The organism is Leuconostoc lactis KCTC 3528 = DSM 20202, assembly GCF_014651235.1.
Taxonomy (GTDB): Bacteria; Bacillota; Bacilli; order Lactobacillales; family Lactobacillaceae; genus Leuconostoc; species Leuconostoc lactis.
Genome location: NZ_BMWM01000006.1, coordinates 42,250 through 66,977, shown reverse-complemented (window position 1 = coordinate 66,977; position 24,728 = coordinate 42,250). Strand labels below are relative to the sequence as shown.

The 24,728-nt window shown below is 43.9% G+C and carries 27 protein-coding genes and 1 pseudogene; 27 read left to right on the top strand and 1 reads right to left on the bottom strand.

What is annotated here, in order from left to right:
- The first annotated feature begins 358 nt into the window (after window positions 1-358).
- The 4 genes and pseudogenes from serS to IE039_RS03105 all read left to right on the top strand — a co-directional run bounded on the left by serS (window position 359) and on the right by IE039_RS03105 (window position 8,014).
- The gene (gene serS, locus IE039_RS03120) at window positions 359-1,669 is read left to right on the top strand and encodes a serine--tRNA ligase (protein WP_189428707.1); all 1,311 of its coding nucleotides are present in this window, start codon (window positions 359-361) and stop codon (window positions 1,667-1,669) included.
- Between the two features lie 129 nt (window positions 1,670-1,798).
- Window positions 1,799-4,213, top strand: a complete 2,415-nt coding sequence (gene secA / locus IE039_RS03115) for a preprotein translocase subunit SecA (RefSeq protein WP_189428706.1) — start codon at window positions 1,799-1,801, stop codon at window positions 4,211-4,213.
- 79 nt (window positions 4,214-4,292) lie between these two features.
- Window positions 4,293-5,411: a peptide chain release factor 2 gene (prfB, locus tag IE039_RS03110; protein WP_029509440.1), complete on the top strand. Its 1,119-nt coding sequence runs from the start codon at window positions 4,293-4,295 to the stop codon at window positions 5,409-5,411.
- A gap of 129 nt (window positions 5,412-5,540) precedes the next feature.
- A pseudogene (locus tag IE039_RS03105) lies at window positions 5,541-8,014 on the top strand (ATP-dependent Clp protease ATP-binding subunit).
- A 9-nt stretch (window positions 8,015-8,023) separates the two neighbouring features.
- On the opposite strand, the gene IE039_RS03100 reads toward IE039_RS03105, so the two are convergent.
- Window positions 8,024-8,692 (bottom strand): prepilin peptidase, encoded by a 669-nt coding sequence (locus IE039_RS03100; protein ID WP_189428705.1) that lies wholly within the window; start codon window positions 8,690-8,692, stop codon window positions 8,024-8,026.
- Window positions 8,693-8,967: 275 nt separating this feature from the next.
- Here IE039_RS03100 and rpsL point away from each other — a divergent pair, with 275 nt between their 5' ends.
- The 23 genes from rpsL (at window position 8,968) to rpsH (ending at window position 24,710) form a co-directional block, all read left to right on the top strand.
- Window positions 8,968-9,381, top strand: coding sequence for a 30S ribosomal protein S12 (gene rpsL / locus IE039_RS03095; RefSeq protein WP_009999878.1), 414 nt, complete (start codon window positions 8,968-8,970; stop codon window positions 9,379-9,381).
- 15 nt (window positions 9,382-9,396) lie between these two features.
- A complete protein-coding gene (gene rpsG / locus IE039_RS03090; protein ID WP_009999877.1) occupies window positions 9,397-9,867 on the top strand; it encodes a 30S ribosomal protein S7 in 471 nt (156 codons plus the stop codon).
- Between the two features lie 201 nt (window positions 9,868-10,068).
- Window positions 10,069-12,183, top strand: coding sequence for an elongation factor G (fusA, locus tag IE039_RS03085; RefSeq protein ID WP_010004482.1), 2,115 nt, complete (start codon window positions 10,069-10,071; stop codon window positions 12,181-12,183).
- A gap of 124 nt (window positions 12,184-12,307) precedes the next feature.
- Window positions 12,308-13,501, top strand: a complete 1,194-nt coding sequence (locus tag IE039_RS03080) for a CynX/NimT family MFS transporter (RefSeq protein ID WP_189428704.1) — start codon at window positions 12,308-12,310, stop codon at window positions 13,499-13,501.
- A gap of 76 nt (window positions 13,502-13,577) precedes the next feature.
- Window positions 13,578-14,693 (top strand): ABC transporter ATP-binding protein, encoded by a 1,116-nt coding sequence (locus tag IE039_RS03075; RefSeq protein ID WP_172412932.1) that lies wholly within the window; start codon window positions 13,578-13,580, stop codon window positions 14,691-14,693.
- Entirely contained in the window at window positions 14,680-15,507 is an 828-nt protein-coding gene (locus IE039_RS03070; protein WP_189428709.1) for an ABC transporter permease, read from the top strand. The genes IE039_RS03075 and IE039_RS03070 overlap by 14 nt, the downstream gene beginning before the upstream one ends.
- Window positions 15,508-15,511: 4 nt before the next feature.
- Window positions 15,512-16,339 (top strand): ABC transporter permease, encoded by an 828-nt coding sequence (locus tag IE039_RS03065; protein WP_048702189.1) that lies wholly within the window; start codon window positions 15,512-15,514, stop codon window positions 16,337-16,339.
- A gap of 1 nt (window position 16,340) precedes the next feature.
- On the top strand, window positions 16,341-17,420 hold the full coding sequence (locus tag IE039_RS03060) for an ABC transporter substrate-binding protein (RefSeq protein ID WP_189428703.1): 1,080 nt from the start codon (window positions 16,341-16,343) through the stop codon (window positions 17,418-17,420).
- A gap of 300 nt (window positions 17,421-17,720) precedes the next feature.
- Entirely contained in the window at window positions 17,721-18,029 is a 309-nt protein-coding gene (gene rpsJ / locus IE039_RS03055; RefSeq protein WP_002816040.1) for a 30S ribosomal protein S10, read from the top strand.
- 69 nt (window positions 18,030-18,098) lie between these two features.
- Window positions 18,099-18,785 carry a 50S ribosomal protein L3 gene (gene rplC, locus IE039_RS03050; RefSeq protein ID WP_009999868.1) on the top strand — a complete coding sequence of 229 codons (687 nt, stop codon included), beginning with the start codon at window positions 18,099-18,101 and terminating at the stop codon, window positions 18,783-18,785.
- Between the two features lie 32 nt (window positions 18,786-18,817).
- Window positions 18,818-19,441 (top strand): 50S ribosomal protein L4, encoded by a 624-nt coding sequence (gene rplD / locus IE039_RS03045; protein WP_010006456.1) that lies wholly within the window; start codon window positions 18,818-18,820, stop codon window positions 19,439-19,441.
- Window positions 19,441-19,728 (top strand): 50S ribosomal protein L23, encoded by a 288-nt coding sequence (rplW, locus tag IE039_RS03040; RefSeq protein ID WP_010006455.1) that lies wholly within the window; start codon window positions 19,441-19,443, stop codon window positions 19,726-19,728. The genes rplD and rplW overlap by 1 nt, the downstream gene beginning before the upstream one ends.
- Before the next feature lie 22 nt (window positions 19,729-19,750).
- Window positions 19,751-20,584 (top strand): 50S ribosomal protein L2, encoded by an 834-nt coding sequence (rplB, locus tag IE039_RS03035; protein ID WP_009999865.1) that lies wholly within the window; start codon window positions 19,751-19,753, stop codon window positions 20,582-20,584.
- A 17-nt stretch (window positions 20,585-20,601) separates the two neighbouring features.
- Entirely contained in the window at window positions 20,602-20,883 is a 282-nt protein-coding gene (rpsS, locus tag IE039_RS03030) for a 30S ribosomal protein S19 (protein WP_004899458.1), read from the top strand.
- Window positions 20,884-20,899: 16 nt separating this feature from the next.
- Window positions 20,900-21,256 carry a 50S ribosomal protein L22 gene (gene rplV, locus IE039_RS03025; protein WP_004899456.1) on the top strand — a complete coding sequence of 119 codons (357 nt, stop codon included), beginning with the start codon at window positions 20,900-20,902 and terminating at the stop codon, window positions 21,254-21,256.
- Window positions 21,256-21,927: a 30S ribosomal protein S3 gene (gene rpsC / locus IE039_RS03020; protein ID WP_009999864.1), complete on the top strand. Its 672-nt coding sequence runs from the start codon at window positions 21,256-21,258 to the stop codon at window positions 21,925-21,927. The genes rplV and rpsC overlap by 1 nt, the downstream gene beginning before the upstream one ends.
- Before the next feature lie 14 nt (window positions 21,928-21,941).
- Entirely contained in the window at window positions 21,942-22,355 is a 414-nt protein-coding gene (gene rplP / locus IE039_RS03015) for a 50S ribosomal protein L16 (RefSeq protein WP_009999861.1), read from the top strand.
- Window positions 22,355-22,561: a 50S ribosomal protein L29 gene (gene rpmC, locus IE039_RS03010; RefSeq protein ID WP_002816028.1), complete on the top strand. Its 207-nt coding sequence runs from the start codon at window positions 22,355-22,357 to the stop codon at window positions 22,559-22,561. The genes rplP and rpmC overlap by 1 nt, the downstream gene beginning before the upstream one ends.
- 22 nt (window positions 22,562-22,583) lie before the next feature.
- Entirely contained in the window at window positions 22,584-22,850 is a 267-nt protein-coding gene (gene rpsQ, locus IE039_RS03005) for a 30S ribosomal protein S17 (protein ID WP_009999860.1), read from the top strand.
- Between the two features lie 52 nt (window positions 22,851-22,902).
- Window positions 22,903-23,271 (top strand): 50S ribosomal protein L14, encoded by a 369-nt coding sequence (rplN, locus tag IE039_RS03000; protein ID WP_009999859.1) that lies wholly within the window; start codon window positions 22,903-22,905, stop codon window positions 23,269-23,271.
- A gap of 23 nt (window positions 23,272-23,294) precedes the next feature.
- Window positions 23,295-23,603, top strand: a complete 309-nt coding sequence (gene rplX / locus IE039_RS02995) for a 50S ribosomal protein L24 (RefSeq protein ID WP_009999857.1) — start codon at window positions 23,295-23,297, stop codon at window positions 23,601-23,603.
- A 23-nt stretch (window positions 23,604-23,626) separates the two neighbouring features.
- Complete coding sequence (rplE, locus tag IE039_RS02990; protein ID WP_010006453.1) at window positions 23,627-24,169, top strand: 50S ribosomal protein L5; 543 nt, start codon at window positions 23,627-23,629, stop codon at window positions 24,167-24,169.
- 142 nt (window positions 24,170-24,311) lie between these two features.
- The gene (rpsH, locus tag IE039_RS02985; protein WP_009999855.1) at window positions 24,312-24,710 is read left to right on the top strand and encodes a 30S ribosomal protein S8; all 399 of its coding nucleotides are present in this window, start codon (window positions 24,312-24,314) and stop codon (window positions 24,708-24,710) included.
- Window positions 24,711-24,728: the final 18 nt, after the last annotated feature.

Genomic DNA, 24,728 nt, shown 5'->3' with positions numbered 1-24,728 from the left:
GTTCGAGTCCTGTCAGGCCCATCAATAAGAGAGGTAGCGCAAAGCTGCCTCTTTTTTCTTGCGGAAAATGAATCTTGCCTTTTATTTTTTTTTTCGTTACAATAGGGATAATAGCTTACCATAATTAGGCACTTTCAGAAAATTGTTGGTTGATGAGAAACAATACGCCGAAACTCCAGTAAGTCTCGTTTAGTGGGTAATGCCACTCGGAACCCTCCGTTATCAGAAAATGAGTGTTGTACGCTTTTTGTGTACAAAATCTGGGTGGTACCACGGAAGCGCGTTTTCGTCCCTTGTCCTGTTGGATGGGATGGCAACGCGCTTTTATATTAGACTTTAAAATTAAAGGAGCAGAATAATGTTAGACATGAAGTATTTGCGCAAAAATGAAGCTGAGGCAACGCAGCGGTTGCTTGATCGGGGCGTACCAGCAGAAAAGTTGCAAGAGTTGTTGGCCCTGGATCAAGAACGGCGAGAAGCCATCCAACAAGTTGAAAATTTGAAGGCCCAACGTAACGCCGTGTCGGATAAAATTGCCTATGCTAAGCGTAACAAAGAAGATGCAAGCGAAGCCATTGCGGCGATGCAACAAGTTGGTGCGGAAATCAAAGCCCTAGATGCACGTCAAGCAGAGTTGGATGAGGCGGTGAAGAATTTGGCAGCCCATTTGCCTAATTTAGCAGCGCCAGAAGTACCAGTGGGTCCAGACGATACAGCAAATGTTGAGCAGCGCGTTTGGGAACCAGCTGACTATGGGACACGACCACAGGCATTGGCGGACACACCAAGTTGGTTGAAGGCGCACTATGAGATTGGGGAAGCTCTTGGTATTTTAGACTTTGAACGTGGCGCTAAGGTTTCTGGGGCACGTTTCTTGTATTATGTTGGTGACGGTGCACGCTTGGAACGTGCTGTTTACAACTTTATGCTTGATGAACATCGACAAGAAGGGTATACCGAAATGATTACCCCAATTGTGGTGAATGATACAGCGATGTTTGGCACAAGTCAGTATCCAAAGTTCCAAGACGATGCTTATCGTGTAGAAGGGTTGGCCCAAACTTACATTCCAACAGCCGAAGTCCCACTGACAAACTATTACGCTGGGGAAACCATCCCGAGCGAAGATTTGCCAATCAAATTTACTGCGTTGTCACCATCATTCCGTAAGGAAGCTGGGGCAGCTGGGAAAGATACGCGTGGTTTGATTCGTTTGCACCAATTCAATAAGGTGGAAATGGTGAAGTTTACCAAACCGGAACAATCATATGCCGAATTGGAAAGCATGACAGCCAATGCGGAAAACATTTTGCAAAAGCTAGGCTTACCTTATCATGTCGTGATGTTATCAACGGGGGACATGGGCTTCTCAGCAGCAAAAACTTATGATATTGAAGTGTGGATGCCACAACAAAAGGTTTACCGCGAAATTTCATCAGTATCAAATACAGAGGACTTCCAAGCACGTCGCATGCACATTACGTATCGCGATGACAATGATAAATTGCAGTTGGTGCACACATTAAATGGATCAGGTCTAGCCGTTGGCCGGACAGTCGCAGCCATTTTGGAAAACTATCAAAATGAAGATGGGACAGTAACAATCCCTGAAGTGCTACGGCCTTACATGGGTGGGCAAGAGACGTTGTCGCCAACAGCGCATTATTAATCGATGAAAAGCCTATATTTATTGGGCTTTTTTTGCTACAATTTATAGTAGACTATTGTGCGGTAGAACACACAAATTCATATTTCAGAGGAGACACACGCAACTGATTCAGGTTGTGTGCTAAAAACAATGGCAAATCCAATACGTAAATTAGTTGATAATTCAAAAAAGCAACTAAAAAAATTAAACAATATTGCCGATCAAGTTGAAAGTTATGCTGATGAAATGTCAGCGTTAACTGACGCGCAATTACAAGCTAAAACGCCATTTTTCCAGGAAAAAATTGCAGCAGCGGTAGCTGAAGCGACAGATAAGGATAAACAAAATAAAGCCCTATCAAAGGTATTAGATGAGATATTGCCAGAAGCTTTTGCGGTTGCACGTGAAGGCGCTAAGCGTGTCTTGGGATTGTACCCATTCCGTGTTCAAATTATGGGTGCTGCGGTGTTACACGGCGGTAATTTAGCGGAAATGCGTACCGGTGAAGGTAAGACACTAACAGCAACGATGGCGGTTTATTTGAATGCCCTATCAGGTCGTGGTGTACATGTGGTGACCGTCAACGATTATTTGTCAGCGCGAGATGCTGAACAAATGGGTCAGCTTTATAACTGGCTTGGCCTAACAGTTGGTGTGAATGTCGGTGATGCGCCAGCTGATGAAAAGCGGGCGGCATATAATGCTGACATCACCTATTCAACAAACTTTAATATTGGGTTTGATTATTTGCGGGATAACATGGTACATCGTGCCGATGAACGCGTGATGCAACGTGGTTTAAACTTTGCGTTGATTGATGAAGCGGATTCAATTTTAATCGATACGGCGCGGACACCGTTGATCATTTCAGGACCTGGATCAGGTGTCTCACAATTATATGCACGGGCTGATCGTTTTGTAAAAACACTGGTACGTGACGAAGATTATAAGATTGATGCAGAAGCCAAGACAACGATGATGACCAATGAAGGGATTCATAAGGCAGAAGTCTTCTTTAATTTGGATAATTTATATGCCGCTGGCGATACAGCCTTAACGCACCACATTGACCAAGCACTTCGGGCCAACTTTAACTACATTAATGATAAAGACTATGTGGTGCAAGATGGCGAAGTCAAGTTGATTGACCAGTCAACGGGTCGTATTTCTGAAGGGACACGCTTGTCAGATGGCTTGCATCAAGCGATTGAAGCCAAAGAAGGCGTTGAAATTCAAGAAGAAAATAAGTCAATGGCGCAAATTACTTATCAGAATTTGTTCCGGATGTACAAGAAACTGTCTGGTATGACGGGAACAGCCAAGACGGAAGAAGAAGAATTACGCGAAATCTACAACATGGAAGTTATTACGATTCCAACTAACCGCCCAGTTAAGCGTGTGGATTATCCGGATTTGTTGTACCCATCGATGCGTGCGAAGTACAATGCGGTGGTCAAATTAATTCAAGAATTACACGCCAAGGGGCAACCAATTTTAATTGGGACAGGGTCTGTTGAATCATCTGAATTGTTGTCGAAAATTCTGATGGCACAAAATGTCCCACATAACGTGTTGAATGCTAAAAATAACGCCAAAGAAGCTGAAATTATTGCTAACGCGGGACAACGCGGTGCCGTAACCGTTGCGACTAACATGGCGGGACGTGGAACAGATATTAAGCTCGGCCCTGGTGTGTCTGAATTAGGTGGGCTAGCCGTGATTGCCACAGAACGTCATGAGTCTCGCCGAATTGATAACCAATTACGTGGTCGTGCTGGTCGTCAAGGTGATGAAGGCTTCTCACAATTCTTCTTGTCATTGGAAGATGATTTGATGATTCGTTTCGGTGCCGAACGTATTCGCTTGATTTGGGAACGCATGAATTTGGATGAAGAAGAGACAGTGATTAAGAACCGTTTGATCACCCGTTCTGTTGAGTCTGCCCAAAAGCGTGTTGAAGGTAACAACTACGATACGCGTAAAAACGTGTTGCAATATGATGATGTTGTCCGTGAACAACGTGAATTAATGTATCGTCAACGGGATATCGTCATTGATGAAACAAAATCATTGGATTGGGTCCTTATGCCAATGGTTGAACGGACAATTAATCGCGTCGTTGATGCACAAACCAAAGGTAAGAAGCCGGCGGAATGGCATTTGGATCAAATCGTTACCTTCGCCGGTAATGTTTTGGTGAATGAAAATGATATTTCGATTGCCCAGTTAAAAGGGTTAGACCGTGATGGTATCAAGGCATTGCTATTAAACTTAGCAAAAGAAAATTATCGGGTTAAGCAGGGTCAACTCTATGATCCAGCACAAATGTTAGAATTTGAAAAAGTGGTCATTCTTCGTGCCATTGATCAACATTGGACAGACCACATCGATGCCTTGGATCGTTTGCGTCAGGGTGTTGGACTGCGTGGTTATGGTCAATTGAACCCACTGATTGAATATCAAAACGAAGCGTTTGACAACTTCAACAAAATGATTGCTGATGTTGAATATGATGCGACACGCACCTTTATGAAAGCAGAAATCCGTCAAAACTTACAAGCTTAAGAGTTACCATGCCTGATGGTTGACGGTTGCATAATTATAACGAACCTTGTGTTCGTTTTTGTTTTGAAGGGATACTGGAATGGAAATTATTGATGCTAAACATGCTTTAGCAGATATCGAAGAAAATATTGCCCGTTTTCGTGGCACACTGGATCTAGAAGCGTTAACAGAAGAAATCGCTGATTTTGAAAACCGCATGACAGAACCAGGTTTTTGGGATGATAATGTTAAGGCACAAAAAGTCATTGAAGAAAATAATATTTTGAAGAATCGTCGGGATTCATTCTTAAACTTGACAAATCAGGCAGAAGAAATCGCTGTACTTATTGAAATGTTGTCTGAAGATCCGGAAGATGAGGATACCGCAGCCGAACTAGCGGCCAGTGTGGAAAAGGTTCAAAAAGATGTTGAAGCCTACAATTTGGAACAACTGTTAACTGAACCTTATGATGCCAACAATGCCATTTTGGAAGTGCATCCAGGATCTGGTGGGACAGAATCAACTGACTGGGGGGCCAACTTGTATCGGATGTATACGCGTTGGGCCCAGCAGCACGGCTTCCAAGTGGAAGTGTTAGATTATCACGCTGGTGACGAAGCAGGGATTGACAGTGCGACGATTAAGATTTCTGGGCACAATGCTTATGGCTTCTTACGGAGTGAAAAAGGTGTGCACCGCTTTGTGCGTATCTCACCATTTGACTCAGCGGGTCGTCGTCATACGAGTTTCGTCAGTGTTGATGTGATGCCGGAATTGGATGACACGATTGAAGTTGAAGTTCGTGATGATGACATCAAGATGGATGTTTTCCGTTCAGGTGGTGCCGGTGGACAAAACGTCAATAAGGTGTCAACCGGTGTCCGGTTGACGCACGAACCAACCGGTATCGTTGTGTCATCAACTGTTGAACGGACACAGTACGGTAACCGTGACTATGCCATGCGTTTGTTGAAGGGGAAGTTGTACCAGCTTGAATTAGAAAAGCAAGCAGCGGAACGTGCCGCCTTAACGGGTGAAAAGATGGAAAACGGCTGGGGATCACAAATTCGGTCATATGTTTTGCATCCTTATCAGATGGTCAAAGATCACCGGACGAACTACGAAACCAATCAGCCACAACAAGTACTTGATGGGGACTTAGATCCGTTCATTAATGCCTATTTGCAATGGCAATTGAGTTTAAAAAACCCAAATTAACCCATAAAGGTCGAAACGGATTGTTTCGGCTTTTTGCATTATGAAACAGATTAGTTTCTAAACCCCGTCACGTGCGTTATAATATAAGTCAATCTGAGACGCGATTGCCTTAAAAATGGAGGGCATAATATGGATAACACATACACACCTAGTGCGCAAAACGTCCTCGTTTTAGCACAAGAACAGGCAAAATATTTCAAGCATCAGGCTGTTGGGACAGAACACCTCTTGCTTGCTTTAGCGATTGAAAAAGAAGGTATCGCGAGTAAAATTTTAGGCCAGTTTAATGTGACGGATGACGATATTCGTGAAGAAATTGAACACTTTACTGGCTATGGCATGACATCACGTTATGACAAAAATAGTTATCTCCCTTATTCACCAAAGGCGGCTGATATTTTACGGCAAGCAGGTGAAGAATCACGGGCGTTAGCCCAACCACGAGTGGGTACAGAGCATATCCTCTTAGCACTCTTGCAAGATGAAAGTATTTTATCATCACGGATTTTGCTAGCTTTGGATGCCAACTTGCAAGAAATGCGGCGTGCAATCCTACGTAAGTTGGGTGTGACAGACGTGCGCAAGCAAATGAAACAACATGACCGCCAGCAACCACAGGGTACGCCAACATTAGACGGTTTGGCACGTGATTTGACACAGTTAGCCAAGGATAACAAGATGGATCCGATTGTCGGGCGTTCGGGTGAAGTGCGACGTGTCGTGCAGATTTTGTCACGCCGGACGAAGAATAATCCAGTTTTGATTGGCGAACCAGGTGTTGGAAAAACCGCGATTGCCGAAGGTTTGGCGCAACGTATTGTGACCAATGATGTCCCTGATTCACTTAAAAACAAGCGCCTGATGGCACTTGATATGGGGTCGCTAGTTGCCGGGACAAAGTATCGTGGTGAATTTGAAGATCGCTTAAAAAAGATCATTGATGAAATTTATCATGATGGGCAAGTTATTTTATTTATTGATGAACTCCACACGTTGATTGGTGCTGGTGGCGCTGAGGGGGCGATTGATGCCTCTAACATTTTAAAGCCAGCGTTAGCACGTGGTGAAATTCAAACATTAGGCGCCACGACCTTTGACGAGTATCAAAAGTATGTGGAGTCAGATGCTGCTTTGGAACGACGTTTTGCACCAGTGACGGTCAATGAACCGTCACAAACGGATGCGATTGCGATTTTGACCGGCATTCGACCAAAGTTTGAAGCGCATCATCAAGCGCAAATCGATGATGAAGCGATTGCAGCAGCTGTGAAACTATCGTCACGTTATATTACGGATCGTTTCTTGCCTGACAAGGCAATTGATTTGATGGATGAAGCTGGTGCTAAGGTACGCATTGATGCAGTTGATAAGCCAAATGCCCTGCAAAAAAACCAGTTACGTCTAGCTGAATTGACAGAAGCGAAGGATCAAGCCATTACGGCGCTTGACTTTGAAAAAGCGGCCGAGCTACGTGCCGAAGAAATGAAAGTCAAAAATAAGTTAGATAAGTTGGCCGCGAAAATGGCCAACCAAACGACGGCTGACCGCCCGCAATACGATTTACACGTGACGGCGGAAGATATCGCGGAAGTGATTTCACAGCAGACTGGTGTGCCGCTAACGCAACTTGAAAAGAACGAAAAGCAACGACTCGTTAATTTGGAAGCTGTGTTGGGCCGTCGTGTGGTGGGACAAAAGCAAGCAATTTCTGCGGTTGCTCGTGCCATTCGTCGTGCCCGTTCTGGCTTGAAAGATCCAAGTCGTCCAATTGGAACCTTTATGTTTTTGGGGCCAACAGGGGTTGGGAAAACAGAGTTGGCCAAGGCTTTAGCAGAGGCTGTCTTTGGTAATGAAGATAATATGATTCGGATTGATATGTCTGAATACCAAGAACGTTGGTCAGCGTCACGTTTAATCGGTTCAGCGCCTGGTTATGTTGGTTACGACGAGGGTGGTCAACTCACAGAGCAAGTCCGTAATCATCCTTATTCCGTTATCTTGTTAGATGAAGCTGAAAAGGCCCATCAGGATATTTTCAACCTCATGTTGCAAGTGTTTGATGATGGTTTCCTAACCGATTCTAAGGGGCGCAAGGTTGATTTTCGGAATACGATTATTATCATGACGTCAAACCTTGGGGCAACAAGACTACGTGATGAAAAAGCCATGGGCTTTGGTGCCGTTGACTTGAAAAATGATAATGCCGCGGTTGCTGAAAAATTCGCGAAACGTTGAAAGAAACTTTCCGACCTGAATTTATTAACCGACTAGATGAGGCGGTTGTTTTTGAACCGTTAACGAAGCCTGAAATTCATACGATTGTGAAACTCATGAGTCGGGATATTTTACAACGGGTCGCTGAACAAGGGATTTCAGTTAAGATCACACCAGCTGCGATTGATGTGATTGCTGATGCCGGCTTTGATCCAGAATATGGGGCACGCCCAATTCGTCGTGTCTTACAAACAAAAGTTGAAGATGCATTAAGTGAGGCACTATTGCGTGGCAATATTACCACCGATAGTATTGTGACGATTGGGGCAAAACAAGGCGATATTAACATCACCATTAAGCCGCAGAAAAAAGTCATCACACATGCTTAACAAAAGTGATCACATCACGGATGTGGTCACTTTTTCAATGGCGATAACCATCAGCCAACTCACGAGTAAAAAGGGTACAAACGGGGCGCATCGTCGCGTATAATACTGGAGATAACCATAAGTGATGAGTGCTGCGGTAAGGAGCGTCAGCGCCAAAATAATGGGGGATGATACCAAACCAATTACCATCAGGACAGGCAAGTCACTGCTCCCCAGGGCATGGCGCACATAAATGAGCCACAGGCAAATCACGGCAAACATCCCAACGACTAACAGTTGTGGTGTTTCCCAACGAATCCATACCAAGTAAGCCAGCCAGGGGAAGAGTAGATTGGCGTGAATGGCTTGTTGGTCCCAGTCTTCTAAAGCTAGGAAAAAGAGGCACAGGGCTGTTAGCCACAGTTCTGATTCAGGGAATAACCAAGTGCCAATAATGCCGCCAAGGCATTCAAATAAGACGTAGGTATAACCGTAGGACTTTTGGCAATAGCGACAACGGCTGTTGGTTAACAGCGCCGACACGATAGGGATGAGATCAAACCAAGCCAATACATGCCCGCAATGCCAACAAAATGAGCGTTGCGTGGTTAAGGGTATCTTGTGAGTTAAGCGGTCGTTGAGACACATGAGACTTGAAATAAGACAAGTATTGAGTAGAAAAATAACGAGTATAGTCATAAGGTATGATACGCAGTCATTGTGGAAAATACTTGCTGAAAGCAACTGTTTTCCACAATTTTTAAAGAGATGCTGTTAAACCTATTGACAATCACTGTCAATCTGGTATTATATTGGACGTGCTTTTAAGTAATCTGTTCTGTGAGCTATTCACAACGTGCTGAACGGCGCTGTAAAGGCAATTGTCAGCAGATTTCCAGTAAGCATTTTTGTTTAAAGACAGAAATGACACACCTGGAACTGTGTAACTAATAAAATTTTAAGGAGACCGTAGCATGCCTACAATTAACCAATTGGTTCGCAAGCCTCGTAAGTCAAAGGCGACTAAGTCAAAGTCACCAGCTTTGAACTTCGGCTATAACTCAATGAAGAAGAAAGCAACAAACAATGTTGCACCACAAAAGCGTGGTGTTGCAACACGTGTTGGTACAATGACACCAAAGAAGCCTAACTCAGCTTTGCGTAAGTACGCCCGTGTTCGTCTTTCAAACTTGTACGAAGTTACAGCATATATCCCAGGTATTGGTCACAACTTGCAAGAACACTCTGTTGTTTTGATTCGTGGTGGTCGTGTTAAGGATTTGCCTGGTGTACGTTACCACATCATCCGTGGTGCATTGGATACAGCTGGTGTTGATGGACGTAAGACATCACGTTCAAAGTACGGCACAAAGGCGCCAAAGAAGTAAGAAGGAGACTGACAAATGCCACGTAAAGGTTATACTAAGCGTCAGGAAGTTTTGCCTGACCCAATTTACAACTCAAAGCTCGTTTCACGTTTGATCAACAAGTTGATGCTTGATGGTAAGCGTGGAACTGCGTCAACTATCTTGTACGATGCTTTTGATCGTATCAAGGAAGCTACTGGTAACGATCCATTGGAAGTTTTCGAACAAGCTATGGAAAACATCATGCCAGTCTTGGAAGTTAAGGCTCGCCGTGTTGGTGGATCTAACTATCAAGTGCCAATCGAAGTACGCCCAGACCGTCGTACAACATTGGGATTGCGTTGGTTGGTAAACTACTCACGTTTGCGTAACGAACACACAATGGATGAACGTTTAGCTAAGGAAATCATGGACGCCGCTAATGACACTGGTGCATCTGTAAAGAAGCGCGAAGACACACACAAGATGGCTGAAGCTAACCGTGCATTTGCGCACTATCGTTGGTAAAACGCGTGGCGCAATTCAGTTTGCGTCATGACTGCTTACGTTGATTTATTGTTGCTTAGAATTTAATTGTTCACGGTCACAATAAATAGTGTAAAATGACAGTAGATGGTAAAACGCTATTGGCTTTTACCGTCAAAAAGCGAACACAATTCTGTGTCGCTTTTTGTTGCATATAGAACAAAAACCAGGAGATAACTCACAATGGCAAAACGTGAATACCCACTAGAACGTACACGTAACATTGGTATCATGGCCCACATCGATGCGGGTAAGACAACCACTACGGAACGTATCTTGTACTACACAGGTAAAATTCACAAGATTGGTGAAACACACGATGGTGCTTCACAAATGGATTTCATGGAACAAGAAAAGGAACGTGGAATCACAATCCAATCAGCCGCTACAACAGCGGTATGGCGTGGATTCTTTGACCAATTCGCTAAGACACCTTACCGTGTTAACATCATCGATACACCAGGTCACGTGGACTTCACAATCGAAGTTGAACGTGCTTTGCGTGTGCTTGATGGTGCCGTAGCCGTGCTTGATGGTGCTGCCGGTGTTGAACCACAAACAGAAACTGTTTGGCGTCAAGCAACAACATATGACGTGCCACGTATTGTCTTCGTTAACAAGATGGATAAGATGGGTGCTGACTTTGAAATGTCAGTTAACTCAATTCATGAACGTTTGCAAGTTAATGCTGAAGCTATCCAATGGCCAATTGGTGCTGAAGATGACTTCGAAGCGATCATTGACTTGATTACACAAGAAGCTTACTACCCAGTTGATGACTTGGGTGAAAAGTGGGAACCACGTGAAATTCCTGCCGAATTGAAGGAACTAGCTGAAGAAAAGCGTAACACGTTGATCGAAGCTGTTGCGGATGTTGATGATGAATTGATGGAAAAGTACCTTGAAGGTGAAGACATTTCTGTTGATGAATTGAAGGCAGCGATCCGTCGTGCCACTTTGGCATTGCAATTCTACCCAGTGCTTGCAGGTTCAGCCTACAAGGATAAGGGTGTGCAAATGATGTTGGATGCGGTTGTTGACTACTTGCCAGGACCTTTGGATGTTAAGCCATATATCGCGACTGATCCAAAGACTGGTGAAGAAGTTGACTTGATTGCCGATGACAGCAAGCCATTTGCTGCTTTGGCATTTAAGATCATGACTGATCCTTTCGTTGGTCGTTTGACATTTATGCGTGTGTATACTGGTACTTTGCAATCAGGTTCATACGTACAAAACACATCTTCTGATACACGTGAACGTGTTGGTCGTTTGCTACAAATGCACGCGACATCACGTACAGAAATCGAAGAAGTCTTCTCTGGTGATATCGCTGCTGCGATCGGTTTGAAGAACACAACAACTGGTGATTCTTTGACTGCTGTGGACCACCAATTGATTCTTGAATCAATGGAATTCCCAGAACCAGTGATCGAATTGGCTATCGAACCAAAGACTAAGGCTGACCAAGACAAGTTGTCAAATGCCATCCAAAAGTTGGCGGAAGAAGATCCATCATTCCGTGCCACAACAAACCCTGAAACTGGTGATACTTTGATCGCTGGTATGGGTGAATTGCAATTGGATATCATGGTTGATCGTATGCGCCGTGAATTCAACGTTGAAGCAACAGTTGGTGCACCACAAGTTGCTTACCGTGAAGCCTTTACACAAACAGTGCAAGCGCGTGGATACTTCAAGCGTCAATCTGGTGGTAAGGGACAATATGGTGATGTTTACATCGAATTTTCACCAAACGAAGAAGGTGCTGGCTTCGAATTCGAAGACGCCATCGTCGGTGGTGTTGTGCCTCGTGAATATATTCCATCAGTTGAAGCTGGTTTGAAGGATGCTTTGAATGCTGGTCCTTTGGCTGGATTCCCATTGGTTGACTTGAAGGCTAAGTTGTATGATGGTTCATACCACGATGTCGATTCTTCTGAAGCAGCCTTTAAGATTGCTGCGTCATTGGCCTTGAAGGAAGCTTCAAAGACAGCCGGTGCCGTTATTCTTGAACCAATCATGGCGGTTGACATTGTTGCCCCTGAAGATAACCTTGGTGATGTGATGGGACACGTTTCAGCACGCCGTGGTATGATCGAAGGTCAAGAATCTCGTGGTCCTGTTTTGGCAGTTAAGGCGAAGGTGCCTTTGTCAGAAATGTTTGGTTATGCAACAACTTTGCGTTCAGCAACGCAAGGTCGTGGTACATTCCAAATGGTCTTTGATCACTATGAAGCTGTGCCAAAGAACATCCAAGATGAAATTATCAAGAACAGCGGTAACAAAGAAGATTAATATCATTAATCTGATACCGTAGATTATGAGTTTATTCAGTAGATAATACTGACAGACGGTCCAGTTAAAACGGCGTCACCCAATCGGGTGACGCCGTTTTGTGTCGATAAATTGAGGAGAATTTATGCTGAAAAAGCACAGTAAGTTTTTGATACCGGGCATTATCGTGATTGGTATGGTCTTACGTATTCCGTTTACGTCGATTCCACCGATTATTTCACATATCGCCAAAACACAATACGTTCCAGTTGGTCAGTTAGGTATTTTGACGACGATACCACTGATTGCCTTTGCGATTTTTTCCTCTATTGCGCCGAAGACGGCAGAAAAATTAGGCTTAGAGCGAACTTTTGCCGTGATGCTGATTGTGATGGTCGTCGGCTCTTGGATTCGGATTATCAATACGCCGCTCCTTTATATTGGGACATTACTGATTGGGGTTGGGATCGCCCATATGAATGTCCTCCTACCTAGTGTGATTCGGCTGTACTTCCCTAATAAGGTTGGGCCGATGACATCAACGTTTACCTTTAGTATGATGTTAGCCACCGCAGTTGGGGCAGGATTATCGGCACCGATTGCTGAAGCAACGCATTGGCACGTGTTTATTTTATTATTAACAACGGTAATCGGGATTGCCTTTTTAGTATGTTTACCCAATGTGCGTTTTGCTGCCAAGCATCCGCAGTCGTTAGCCACCACACCAACCGGTGTGAAGCGGCCGACCAATGCCCATGTTTGGCGTAACCGGTATGCCTGGTTGTTGTTGTATTTTGCTGGTGTCCAATCGGCTATGTTTTACATTTTAATGGCTTGGGGACCGACAATGGCAATTCAAACTGGGCTATCGGCATCAGTCGCGAGTGTGTTTGCCGGTATTAATGCCTTGATCGGATTACCGTTTGCGCTGACGGTGCCAACGATTGTTGCCCGTTTATCGTCTGTTGGTCGGCAATGGCTGGTTGGTGTGTCTTCGGTGATTGGAATTGTGGGCTATCTTTTGCTCTTAGTGCCCAATAACCATTTTGGCTATTGGTTAAGTGTCAATCTATTGATTGGGGTGAGCACGTCGATTTTATTCCCTTATCTCATGACAACTTTTAGTTTGAAAACAACCACACCAATCCAGACCGCAGAATTATCTGGTATGGCGCAAAGTGGTGGGTATGTCATTGCTGCCTTAGGGCCAGCGTTATTTGGTTATAGCTATGGTTGGTTCCATAGTTGGGTACCACAAATCGTGGTGATGATCATTTTGTTCATTTTGATGACGATTGCAATTTTTTTAGTGGAAAAACAACATAAAATCTTATCATAAAAAAAGCACGCAGGTAATGAACTTGCGTGCTTTTCTTGATACAATAGTTCTATTGACTAAAAGTGAGGGTTGGGAATTGACTAACACATCAACACCAATTATTGAATTTAAGAACGTTGGCTTGTCTTATGATGACAACCAAGTTCTAAAGAACATTGACTTAGCGCTTGAAGCGGGGAAGTTTTATACGTTGCTAGGGCCTTCGGGGTCAGGGAAGACAACGATTCTTAATCTGATTTCAGGCCAATTAACGCCGACACATGGCGATATTTTGTTTGAGGGAAAAGTGATTAACGATGTGCCGGTTGAAAAGCGCCACATGAACACGGTTTTCCAAGATTATGGCTTGTTCCCTAATATGGATGTTTTTGACAATGTTGCCTTTGGTCCGAGTATTAAAGGGATGAGCAAGGCTGACATCAAGACCAAAGTGATGGAAATGTTGGACTTGGTAAAATTGTCAGCGTATGCCGATCGTGAAATTAACGAATTGTCCGGTGGTCAAAAGCAGCGTGTCGCCATTGCGCGTGCTTTGGCAAATGATCCTGAAGTCTTGTTGTTGGATGAACCACTATCAGCGTTGGATTATAAGTTACGTAAGGACATGCAATATGAACTACGTGAAATTCAACAACGTTTGGGAATTACTTTCGTCTTTGTCACGCATGATCAAGAAGAGGCTTTGGCCATGTCTGATTGGATCTATGTCATGAATGATGGGGTCATCCAACAAAATGGCTCACCAGAAGATATTTATGATGAACCAATCAACCATTTCGTGGCGGATTTCATTGGTGAATCTAATATTTTGGATGGCGTTATGAAGGCAGATTATCTGGTTCACTTCACAGGCAAAGACTTTGAAAACGTCGACGCCGGTATGCGACCAAATGAAAAGGTTGAAGTCGTGATTCGTCCTGAAGATTTGGATTTGACGAGTGTTGAAAACGGTAAGTTGGTGGTCACGATTGATGATCAGTCATTCCGTGGTGATTATTATGAAATCACCGCCATTGATGATGATGGTAATGAATGGCAAGTGCAAGCCACAAACAAATCAACGATTGGTGAACGCGTTGGTTTGACGTTTGATCCAGAAGATATTCATATCATGCGCTTTAACGAATCAGAAGATGACTTTGACGCGCGTTTGGAAAGTTATGAGGATGATAGCGATGATGGCAAAGCGTAATCAGCAGCGACAATTATTCTACCTGGTACCCTATGGTGCTTGGTTGGTGCTATTTGTCATTGTGCCACTTGTCTTGTTGCTGTTCCAATCATTAACGACCCAAGATGGTCATTTTACGTTGCGTAACTATGAGACCTACTTTAGTAGTGGGACGTACTTGTTAATGACGATTAACTCGGTGTGGTATGCGTTTTTGATTACGGTCATTACGGTCGTAATCAGTTATCCAACCGCCTACCTCTTGAACCAATTAAAGCATAAACAATTTTGGTTGTTGTTGATCATCTTGCCAACGTGGATTAACTTATTGCTCAAAACTTATGCATTTATTGGTTTGTTATCAAAATCTGGTACGGTCAATAACTTTTTGGGCTTATGGGGTATTGTGCCACAGCAACTCTTGTTTTCTAACTGGAGTTTCTTGTTGGTGGCGGCCTATATTGAAATTCCCTTCATGATTCTGCCAATCTTTAATTCGTTAGCCGAAATTAATCCACGTCTCGCACAAGCCAGTCGAGATTTGGGTGCAAATCGCTGGCAAACCCTTTGGCGGGTGATTATGCCATTATCGATGCCTGGGGTCAAAGCTGGTATCCAAGCAGTCTTTATTCCAAGTCTGTCACTATTTATGGTGACACGATTGATTGGTGGTAATCGGGTGATTACTTTGGGAACGGCCATTGAAGAACATTTCTTGGTGACGCAAAACTGGCGGTTGGGGTCAACAATTGGTGTGATTTTAATTGTTGCGATGGTCATTACGATGATTCTGACGCGTGATCGTGCACGTCGTTCGTCGATAAAGCGGGGTTAAGCAGATGCATAAAAAAATTAAGTGGGCCAACATCTATCTCTGGTTCGTCTTTATCTTGTTGTACTTACCCATCTTTTTCCTGATTGTCTATTCATTTAATGCCGGGGATGTCATGCAAGGCTGGGATGGTTTCTCTTGGAAACATTATGGCGAACTGTTTGCTGATACGCGAATTGCCGAAATTGTTGTCAGCACGCTGTTGCTGGCCATCTCTGCTTCATTGATATCAAGTGTCATTGGTACGGCTGGCGCTTTATATGTCTATAATTTAAGAAACGGCGTTATGAAGAATGTCTTTTTATCGTTGAATAACGTCTTGTTGGTGTCGCCGGATGTTATTATCGGTGCGTCATTCTTGGTATTCTTCACGGTACTGGGCTTCTCGTTAGGCTTTACATCGGTCTTGCTATCACACATTGCGTTTACCATTCCGATTGTTGTGTTGATGGTTTTGCCGCGTTTGCAGGAAATGAATCAATCATTGATTGCCGCAGCAAAAGACCTCGGGGCTAATAATTGGCAAATGCTCACGCGGGTTGTCTTGCCGGTAATTTCACCTGGTATTTTGGCTGGTTTCTTCATGGCCTTCACGTATTCGCTAGATGATTTTGCGGTGACGTTCTTTGTCACGGGTAATGGCTTCTCAACGTTGTCTGTTGAAATTTATTCTCGTGCCCGTCAAGGGGTCAGTCTTGAAATTAACGCGTTGTCAGCCGTTATGTTTGTCGTGTCATTAATCATGGTACTGGTATATTATGCGATTTCAACACGTGCTGAAAAAAATAAGAAGCGTGCGACGCACCTGATGTTGGTAGCGTCGGAGGGACTGTGATATGAAAAAGTTGCTATTTGGCGTTGTCGCCATCTTGGTAGTTGTCGGGGGACTATTTGGCACCCAGCAATATCTGGCGACTAAAACAGGGTCAGATGCGTCTTCTGACAAGGTGTTAAACCTGTATAACTGGGGTGATTATCTTGATCCTGATTTGATGACTAAGTTCACCAAAGAAACGGGCTATCAGATTAGTTATGAGACGTTTGATTCCAATGAAGCCATGTATACTAAAATTAAACAAGGTGGCACGTCATATGATTTGGCGGTGCCATCGGATTACATGATTCAGAAAATGAAACGTGAAAATTTGCTGTTGTCATTGGATCACAGTAAGTTGACTGGTCTTAAAAATTACGATCCGCGTTTTATGAACCTATCCTTTGATCGTGGGAATAAATACTCATTGCCTTACTTTTGGGGCACGTTAGGGATTATTTATAACGATAAGATTGTTGATGGGAAAGATGTGCAACATTGGGATGATTTGTGGTCACCAAAATTCCGCAATCAAATTTTGCTTGTCGATTCAGCGCGTGATGCCTTGGGGGTTGCGTTGATTACCCAGCATAAATCAGTTAACACGAAATCTGTGGCTGATTTAGCTGCTGCGCAAGCGAAGTTAGAAGCGTTGATGCCAAACGTCAAGGCCATCATTGCTGATGAAATTAAAATGTATATGGCGCAAAATGAGGCAGGGCTTGCCGTTACCTATTCAGGTGAGGCCGCTGAAGCAATCGATAATAACCCGCATTTGCACTATGTTGTGCCAAGTGAAGGGTCAAACCTGTGGTTTGATAATATCGTGATGCCAAAGACGGCCAAGCATAAAGAAGCGGCTTATGCTTTCTTGAACTTTATGAGTGAGCCTAAGAATGCCGCCCAGAATGCGGAGTACATTGGTTACGCAACGCCGAATGCGAAAGCGAAGGCCTTATTGCCAAAGTCAGTGCGTAATGATCCACAATTCTATCCAAGCAATGAAACGATTAAGAATCTGCAAGTCTATGATGATTTAGGTCAGAAGTGGACTGAAAGATATAATGATGCCTTTTTGGAATTTAAGATGTCAAAACGTTAAAAACCGACAAATTTTTGTCGGTTTTTTCTTTTAATAAATTTTGGTCAAAAGAAAAAGTCTCAGAATTAAATTGATAAAAGCCTTGCGCATGTAGGGTTCTTCTGTTATAGTAGTTAAGTACGCTTTTGGAACAGTAGTCATATAAACCTACCGAAAGCCTGGTGTATCAATGTTTAGCGATGATGATTAAGGTTGCGACACGCGCGGCCGCGTTGCCATGGGCGCGCAAAACACAAGCAGTGTTGTCGGTTTTTAATTGGAGTTAGCTGATTTACAAAATCAACGAGGAGGCACGAAATAATGGCACAAAAGAAGATCCGTATCCGTTTGAAGGCATACGAACACCGCATCTTGGACCAATCAGCAGAAAAAATTGTTGAAACGGCCAAGCGTACGGGCGCAGAAATCGCTGGTCCTATCCCTTTGCCAACTGAACGTACATTGTACACAATTCTACGTTCACCACATAAGCACAAGGATAGCCGCGAACAATTCGAAATGCGCACGCACAAGCGTTTGATCGACATTGTGAACCCTACTGACAAGACAGTTGACGCATTGCGTAAGCTTGAATTGCCATCAGGTGTTGCAATCGAAATCAAGTTGTAATTTTAACGAATACAACTTCGCACCCGTTAGGGTAAAAATAAGTCAAGAAATTATTTAAGGAGATTAGTCATGACTAAAGGTATCTTAGGCCGCAAAGTCGGTATGACTCAGGTTTTCACTGAAACTGGTGAATTGATCGCCGTGACTGTTGTTGAAGCCACACCAAACGTCGTTTTGCAAGTTAAAACTGTAGAAACAGACGGATATGATGCAGTACAACTCGGTTACCAAGACAAGCGCGCAGTTTTGTCAAACAAACCTGAACAAGGTCACGCTTCAAAAGCAAACACGACCCCTAAGCGCTACGTTCGTGAAATCCGCAATGCGGAAGGCGAATTTAACGCAGGGGATGAAATCAAGGTTGATACATTCGCAGCTGGTGAATACGTCGACGTTACTGGAATCACGAAGGGACATGGCTTCCAAGGTAACATCAAGAAGGATGGCCAATCACGTGGACCAATGGCTCACGGATCTCGTTACCACCGTCGTCCAGGTTCAATGGGTGCTATCATCAACCGTGTCTTCAAGGGTAAGCTTTTGCCTGGACGCATGGGAAACCACAAGCGCACAATGCAAAACGTTGCTATCGTCCACGTTGACGTTGAAAACAACTTGTTGTTGTTGAAGGGTAACGTACCTGGCGCAAACAAGTCACTATTGACAATTAAGTCAACCGTTAAGGTTAACGCAAAGCATCCTGAAGTTAAGATGGCCGGTGTTTCAGCACCTGCTGCCGCAGCTGAAGAAGCTTAATATAAACTATATAGAAAGGAGAACAATCAATCATGACTAAAGTTGCTGTATTAAAGCAAGATGGTAGTCAAGCTGCTGAACTCGAATTGAACGATGCAGTTTTCGCCATCGAACCTAACAACGCCGTTATCACAGATGCAGTTTTGATGCAACGCGCATCAATGCGTCAAGGTACGCATGCTGTCAAGAACCGTTCAGCGGTTTCTGGTGGTGGACGTAAGCCTTGGAAGCAAAAGGGTACTGGTCGTGCACGTGCCGGTTCAATCCGTGAACCACAATTCCGTGGTGGTGGAATCGTCTTCGGACCAACACCTCGTTCATATGCCTACCGTATTAACCGTAAGTCTTACCAATTGGCTTTGAAGTCAGTTTTGTCACAAAAGCTTGCTGACGGTAAGTTGGTTGTTGTTGATGCTTTGTCATTTGAAGCACCAAAGACACAAGACTTCAAGAAGGTTTTGGCTAACTTGTCAGTTGACACAAAGACATTAGTAGTTGTTGATGAAGACAACGAAAACGCAATCTTGTCAGCACGTAACTTGACTAACGTTCAAGTTATGACAACAAAGGGTATTAACGTACTTGACGTTGTTAATGCAGATAAGCTGGTGATTGTTCAATCATCAATCGAAGAAATCCAAGGAGGTCTTGCCTAATGGATGCACGCGATATTATCCGTCGCCCGATCATTACTGAAGCATCAATGGCGCAAACAGAACGTAAGCGCTATGTCTTCGAAGTCGATGTTCGTGCCACAAAGCCTGAAATCAAGAAGGCAATTGAAGAGATCTTCGACGTTCAAGTATCTGGCTTGAACACAGCTAACGTTCGCGGTAAGAAGAAGCGCCAAGGTCGTTACGTTGGTTACACACGTAAGTTGAAGAAGGCAACCATAACGTTGTCAAAAGACTCAAAAGATATTCAAATCTTTAACGAAGGTTAATTCTAAATAGGAGGAAAAGACATTGGCTATCAAGAAGTATAAGCCAACCTCTAACGGACGTCGTAACATGACGACTTCAGATTTCGCTGAAATCACGAAGTCAACGCCCGAAAAGAGCTTGTTGGCAAAGAAGTCAAAGACTGGTGCTCGTAATAACTCTGGTCGTATGACAGTGCGCCACCACGCTGGTGGACACAAGCAAGCCTACCGTTTGGTGGACTTCAAGCGTATCAAGGATAACAAGACAGCTACTGTAAAGGCTATCGAATACGATCCAAACCGTACAGCAAACATCGCTTTGCTTGTATATGAAGATGGTATTAAGTCATATATCTTGGCGCCAAAGGGATTGAAGGTTGGCGATAAAGTACAATCTGGTCCTGATGCCGACATTAAGCCCGGCAATGCCTTGCCATTGAGCAATATTCCTGAAGGTACTTTGATTCACAACATCGAATTGAAGCCTGGTAAGGGTGGTCAATTGGCACGTTCTGCTGGAACTTCAGCACAAATCTTGGGTAAGGATGGCAAGTATGTCATCGTTCGTTTGACTTCAGGCGAAGTACGTTTGATCTTGGCAACTAACCGTGCAACAATCGGTGAAGTTGGTAATGCTGAACACTCATTGATTAACTGGGGTAAGGCTGGTCGTAACCGTTGGCGTGGAAAGCGTCCACACGTTCGTGGATCAGTTATGAACCCTAACGATCACCCACACGGTGGTGGTGAAGGTAAAGCACCTGTTGGTCGTCCAAGTCCTATGTCACCATGGGGTAAGAAGACTGCTGGTAAGAAGACTCGCGACAAGAAGAAGGCTTCAACGAAGTTCATCGTTCGCGGTCGTAAGAGTAAGTAAGGGAAAGGAGACAACTAATGGCTCGTAGTTTAAAAAAGGGACCATTTGCGGACCCACACTTGCTTAAGAAGATTGAAGCGCAAGCGGATTCTGAAAAGAAGTCAGTGATCAAGACTTGGTCACGTCGTTCAACAATCTTCCCAAGCTTCATCGGCTTTACAATTGCCGTTTATGATGGTCGCAAGCACGTTCCGGTTTTTGTACAAGAAGACATGGTTGGTCATAAGTTGGGCGAATTCGTACCAACACGTACATTCAAAGGCCACAAGGCTGATGATAAGAAGACCGGTAAAAAATAAAGGAGGAAATTGAAAAATGGCTGAACAAATTACTTCAGCTCGCGCGACAGCCAAGATCGTTCGCGTTGCCCCACGTAAGGCACGCCTAGTTCTTGACACAATTCGTCGTAAGAGCGTTAACGAAGCATACGCAATTTTGAAGTTCCTACCTAACACTTCTACTGAAGATATTTACAAGGTTTTGAACTCAGCAGTTGCTAATGCTGAAAACAACTTCTCATTAGACCGAGAAGATCTTATCGTGAAGGAAGCCTTTGCTAACGAAGGACCTACGCTTAAGCGTTTCCGTCCCCGTGCCAAGGGTTCTGCTTCACCAATCAACAAGCGTACAAGCCACATCACAATTGTGGTTGCTGAGAAGGAGGCAAAGTAATGGGTCAAAAGATTAACCCTACTGGATTCCGTGTCGGCGTTATTCGCGACTGGGATGCAAAGTGGTTTGCTGACAAGGCTGATTATGCTAACCAACTTCACGAAGACTTGCGTATTCGTAAGTACATCGAAAAGAACTTAGCGGATGCCGCAGTTGATCGCGTTGAAATTGAACGTAGCACAAAGTCACGTGTTGACGTATCTATCCACACTGCTAAGCCAGGAATGGTTATCGGTAAGGGTGGTTCAGAAGTTGAAAAGCTTCGTACACAATTGGCTAAGTTGACTGATGTCGATGAAAAGGGACGCTCAAAGCGTGTCTTCATCAACATTGTTGAAATCAAGAAGCCTGACTTGTCAGCACACTTGGTTGGACAACAAATCGCTGGTGATTTGGAACGCCGTGTGGCTTTCCGTCGTGCGATGCGTGGTGCTATCCAACGTGCAACACGTTCAGGTGCTAAGGGTATCAAGGTAATGGTTTCAGGTCGTTTGAACGGTGCAGATATTGCCCGTGTTGAACAATACACTGAAGGTACTGTGCCTTTGCATACTTTGCGCGCTGATATCGATTACTCATGGGACGAAGCAATGACTGCTTACGGTAACTTGGGTATCAAGACTTGGATTTACCGTGGCGATGTTTTGCCACAAAAGAAGAACAGTAAGTAAGGAGGGAAGCGAACATGTTAGTACCAAAGCGTGTTAAATTCCGTCGTGTACACCGTGGCCACATGCGTGGTGAAGCAAAAGGTGGAAAGACGGTAACGTTCGGTGAATTCGGCTTGCAAGCAACAACATCAAGCTGGATTACAAACCGTCAAATTGAAGCTGCCCGTATTGCAATGACACGTTATATGAAGCGTGGTGGTAAGGTTTGGATCAAAATCTTCCCTCACAAGTCATATACATCAAAAGGTGTCGGTGTTCGAATGGGTAACGGTAAGGGTTCACCTGAAGGTTGGGTAGAACCAGTTAAGCGTGGTAAGGTAATGTTTGAAGTTGCAGGTGTTCCTGAAGCAACTGCACGTGAAGCATTGCGTTTGGCACAACACAAGTTGCCTGTACGTACAAAGATTATTGCTCGGGAGGCTGAATAATGGCTAAAGCAAGTGAATTGAAAGAATTGTCACTTGCGGATTTGCAAAAGCGCGAGGCCGAATTCAAGGAAGAATTATTCAACCTACGTTTCCAATTGGCTACTGGCCAACTTGAAAACACGGCGCGTATTGCACAAGTTCGTAAGGACATTGCACGAGTTAAGACAGTTATCCGTGCGCAAGAATTGGCAAACGCCAACAAATAAGACGAAAGGAAGAAGCTGAAAAATGAGTGAAGAACGTAATGCTCGTAAGGTTTACCAAGGCCGCGTTGTTTCAGATAAGATGGACAAGACAATCACTGTCGCTGTTGATACTTATGTGAACCACGCCGTTTACGGTAAGCGTGTTAAGTACACAAAGAAGTTTAAAGCCCATGATGAAAACAATAGCGCTAAGATGAACGATATTGTCCAAATCATGGAAACACGTCCTTTGTCTGCAACTAAGCACTTCCGTTTGGTTAAGATCGTTGAAGAGGCAGTTATTCTTTAATTTGATCGTTATCAAATCGTCGTAATTAATTGCTAACTAAGGAGGAAGAACCATGATTCAACAAGAGAGTCGTTTAAAAGTGGCTGACAACTCTGGCGCACGTGAAATCTTGACGATTAAAGTGCTCGGTGGTTCAGGCCGTAAGTTTGCTGGTGTTGGTGACGTGATCGTTGCCACAGTTAAGCAAGCTATCCCTGGTGGTAACGTAAAGAAGGGTGACGTCGTTAAGGCTGTTATCGTTCGTACTGTTTCAGACGTTCGTCGTGCAGACGGTTCATACATCAACTTTGATGAAAATGCCGCTGTTATCGTAAAGGACGACAAGTCACCAGTTGGTACGCGTATCTTTGGCCCTGTTGCACGTGAATTGCGTGATGCAGACTTTATGCGTATCGTTTCATTGGCACCAGAAGTGCTCTAAAACTGACAAGGAGGAGCCAAATCATGTTTGTAAAAACAGGTGATAAGGTTCGCGTCATTGCCGGCAAAGACAAGGGAAAAGAAGGCACAATCACTAAGACTGTTGCTGCAAAGGACCGCGTTGTTGTCGAAGGCGTGAACATCGTTAAGAAGCATCAAAAGCCTTCTAACGAATACCCACAAGGTGGTGTTATCGATATCGAAGCACCAATCCATGTATCAAACGTGCAATTGCTTGACCCTTCAACTAACGAACCAACTAAGGTTGCGTTCAAGATTGAAGATGGCAAGAAAGTTCGCGTATCTAAAAAGTCTGGTAACGTACTAGGCTAATATTGAAAGGTGAAATCATTTTCATGGCTAACGCATTAAAAGAAAAATATGTTAATGAAGTTCAACCTGCTTTGATCGAAAAGTTTAACTTCTCATCACCAATGCAAGCCCCAAAGATCGAAAAGATCGTTCTTAACATGGGTGTTGGTGATGCGGTGTCAAACTCAAAGAACTTGGATGAAGCGGTTGAAGAATTGAAGTTGATTGCTGGTCAACAACCAGTTATCACAAAGGCAAAGAAGTCAATCGCTGGTTTCCGTTTGCGTGAAGGTATGTCAATCGGAACTAAGGTTACATTGCGTGGTGAACGCATGTATGAATTCTTAGACAAGTTGATCAACATCTCATTGCCTCGTGTCCGTGACTTCCGTGGTGTATCATCAAAGGCCTTCGATGGTCGTGGTAACTACACTTTGGGTGTTCGTGAACAATTGATCTTCCCTGAAATCGATTTTGACCAAGTTAACCGCGTTCGCGGCTTGGACATTGTTGTGGTTACAACAGCTCAAAACGATGAAGAAGGTCGCGCATTGTTGACACTTTTTGGCATGCCATTTGCAAAGTAATTTTGCAAATTAAAAACGTTCGTTACTCTTATAATTAAAAGAGTGACACGTTTTTAACTGTTATTGACTGAAATGGTCTATAATAGTTAAGAGCGTGTCATTTCATTATGTCCGTTCAAAAATAAAAGGAGGATATCGATAGATGTCTATGACTGATCCAATCGCTGATTTGTTAACACGTATTCGTAACGCCAACATGGCACACCGTGACGTTGTTGAAATTCCAGCATCAAAAATTAAAATGAGCATCGTTGAGATCTTGAAATCAGAAGGTTTCGTTCGCGACGTAGAATACATCGAAGATAACAAGCAAGGTGTTATCCGTGTATTTCTTAAGTACGGCGAAGACCGTAACCGTGTGATTACAGGACTTAAGCGTATCTCAAAGCCAGGTTTGCGTAAGTATGCCAAGGCTGATTCATTGCCAAAGGTTTTGAACGGTTTGGGTATTGCGATTATCTCAACTTCTGTTGGTGTGATCACTGACAAAGAAGCACGCGCAAAGCAAATCGGTGGCGAAGTGCTCGCTTACGTTTGGTAATATATCTAAGAAAGGAGA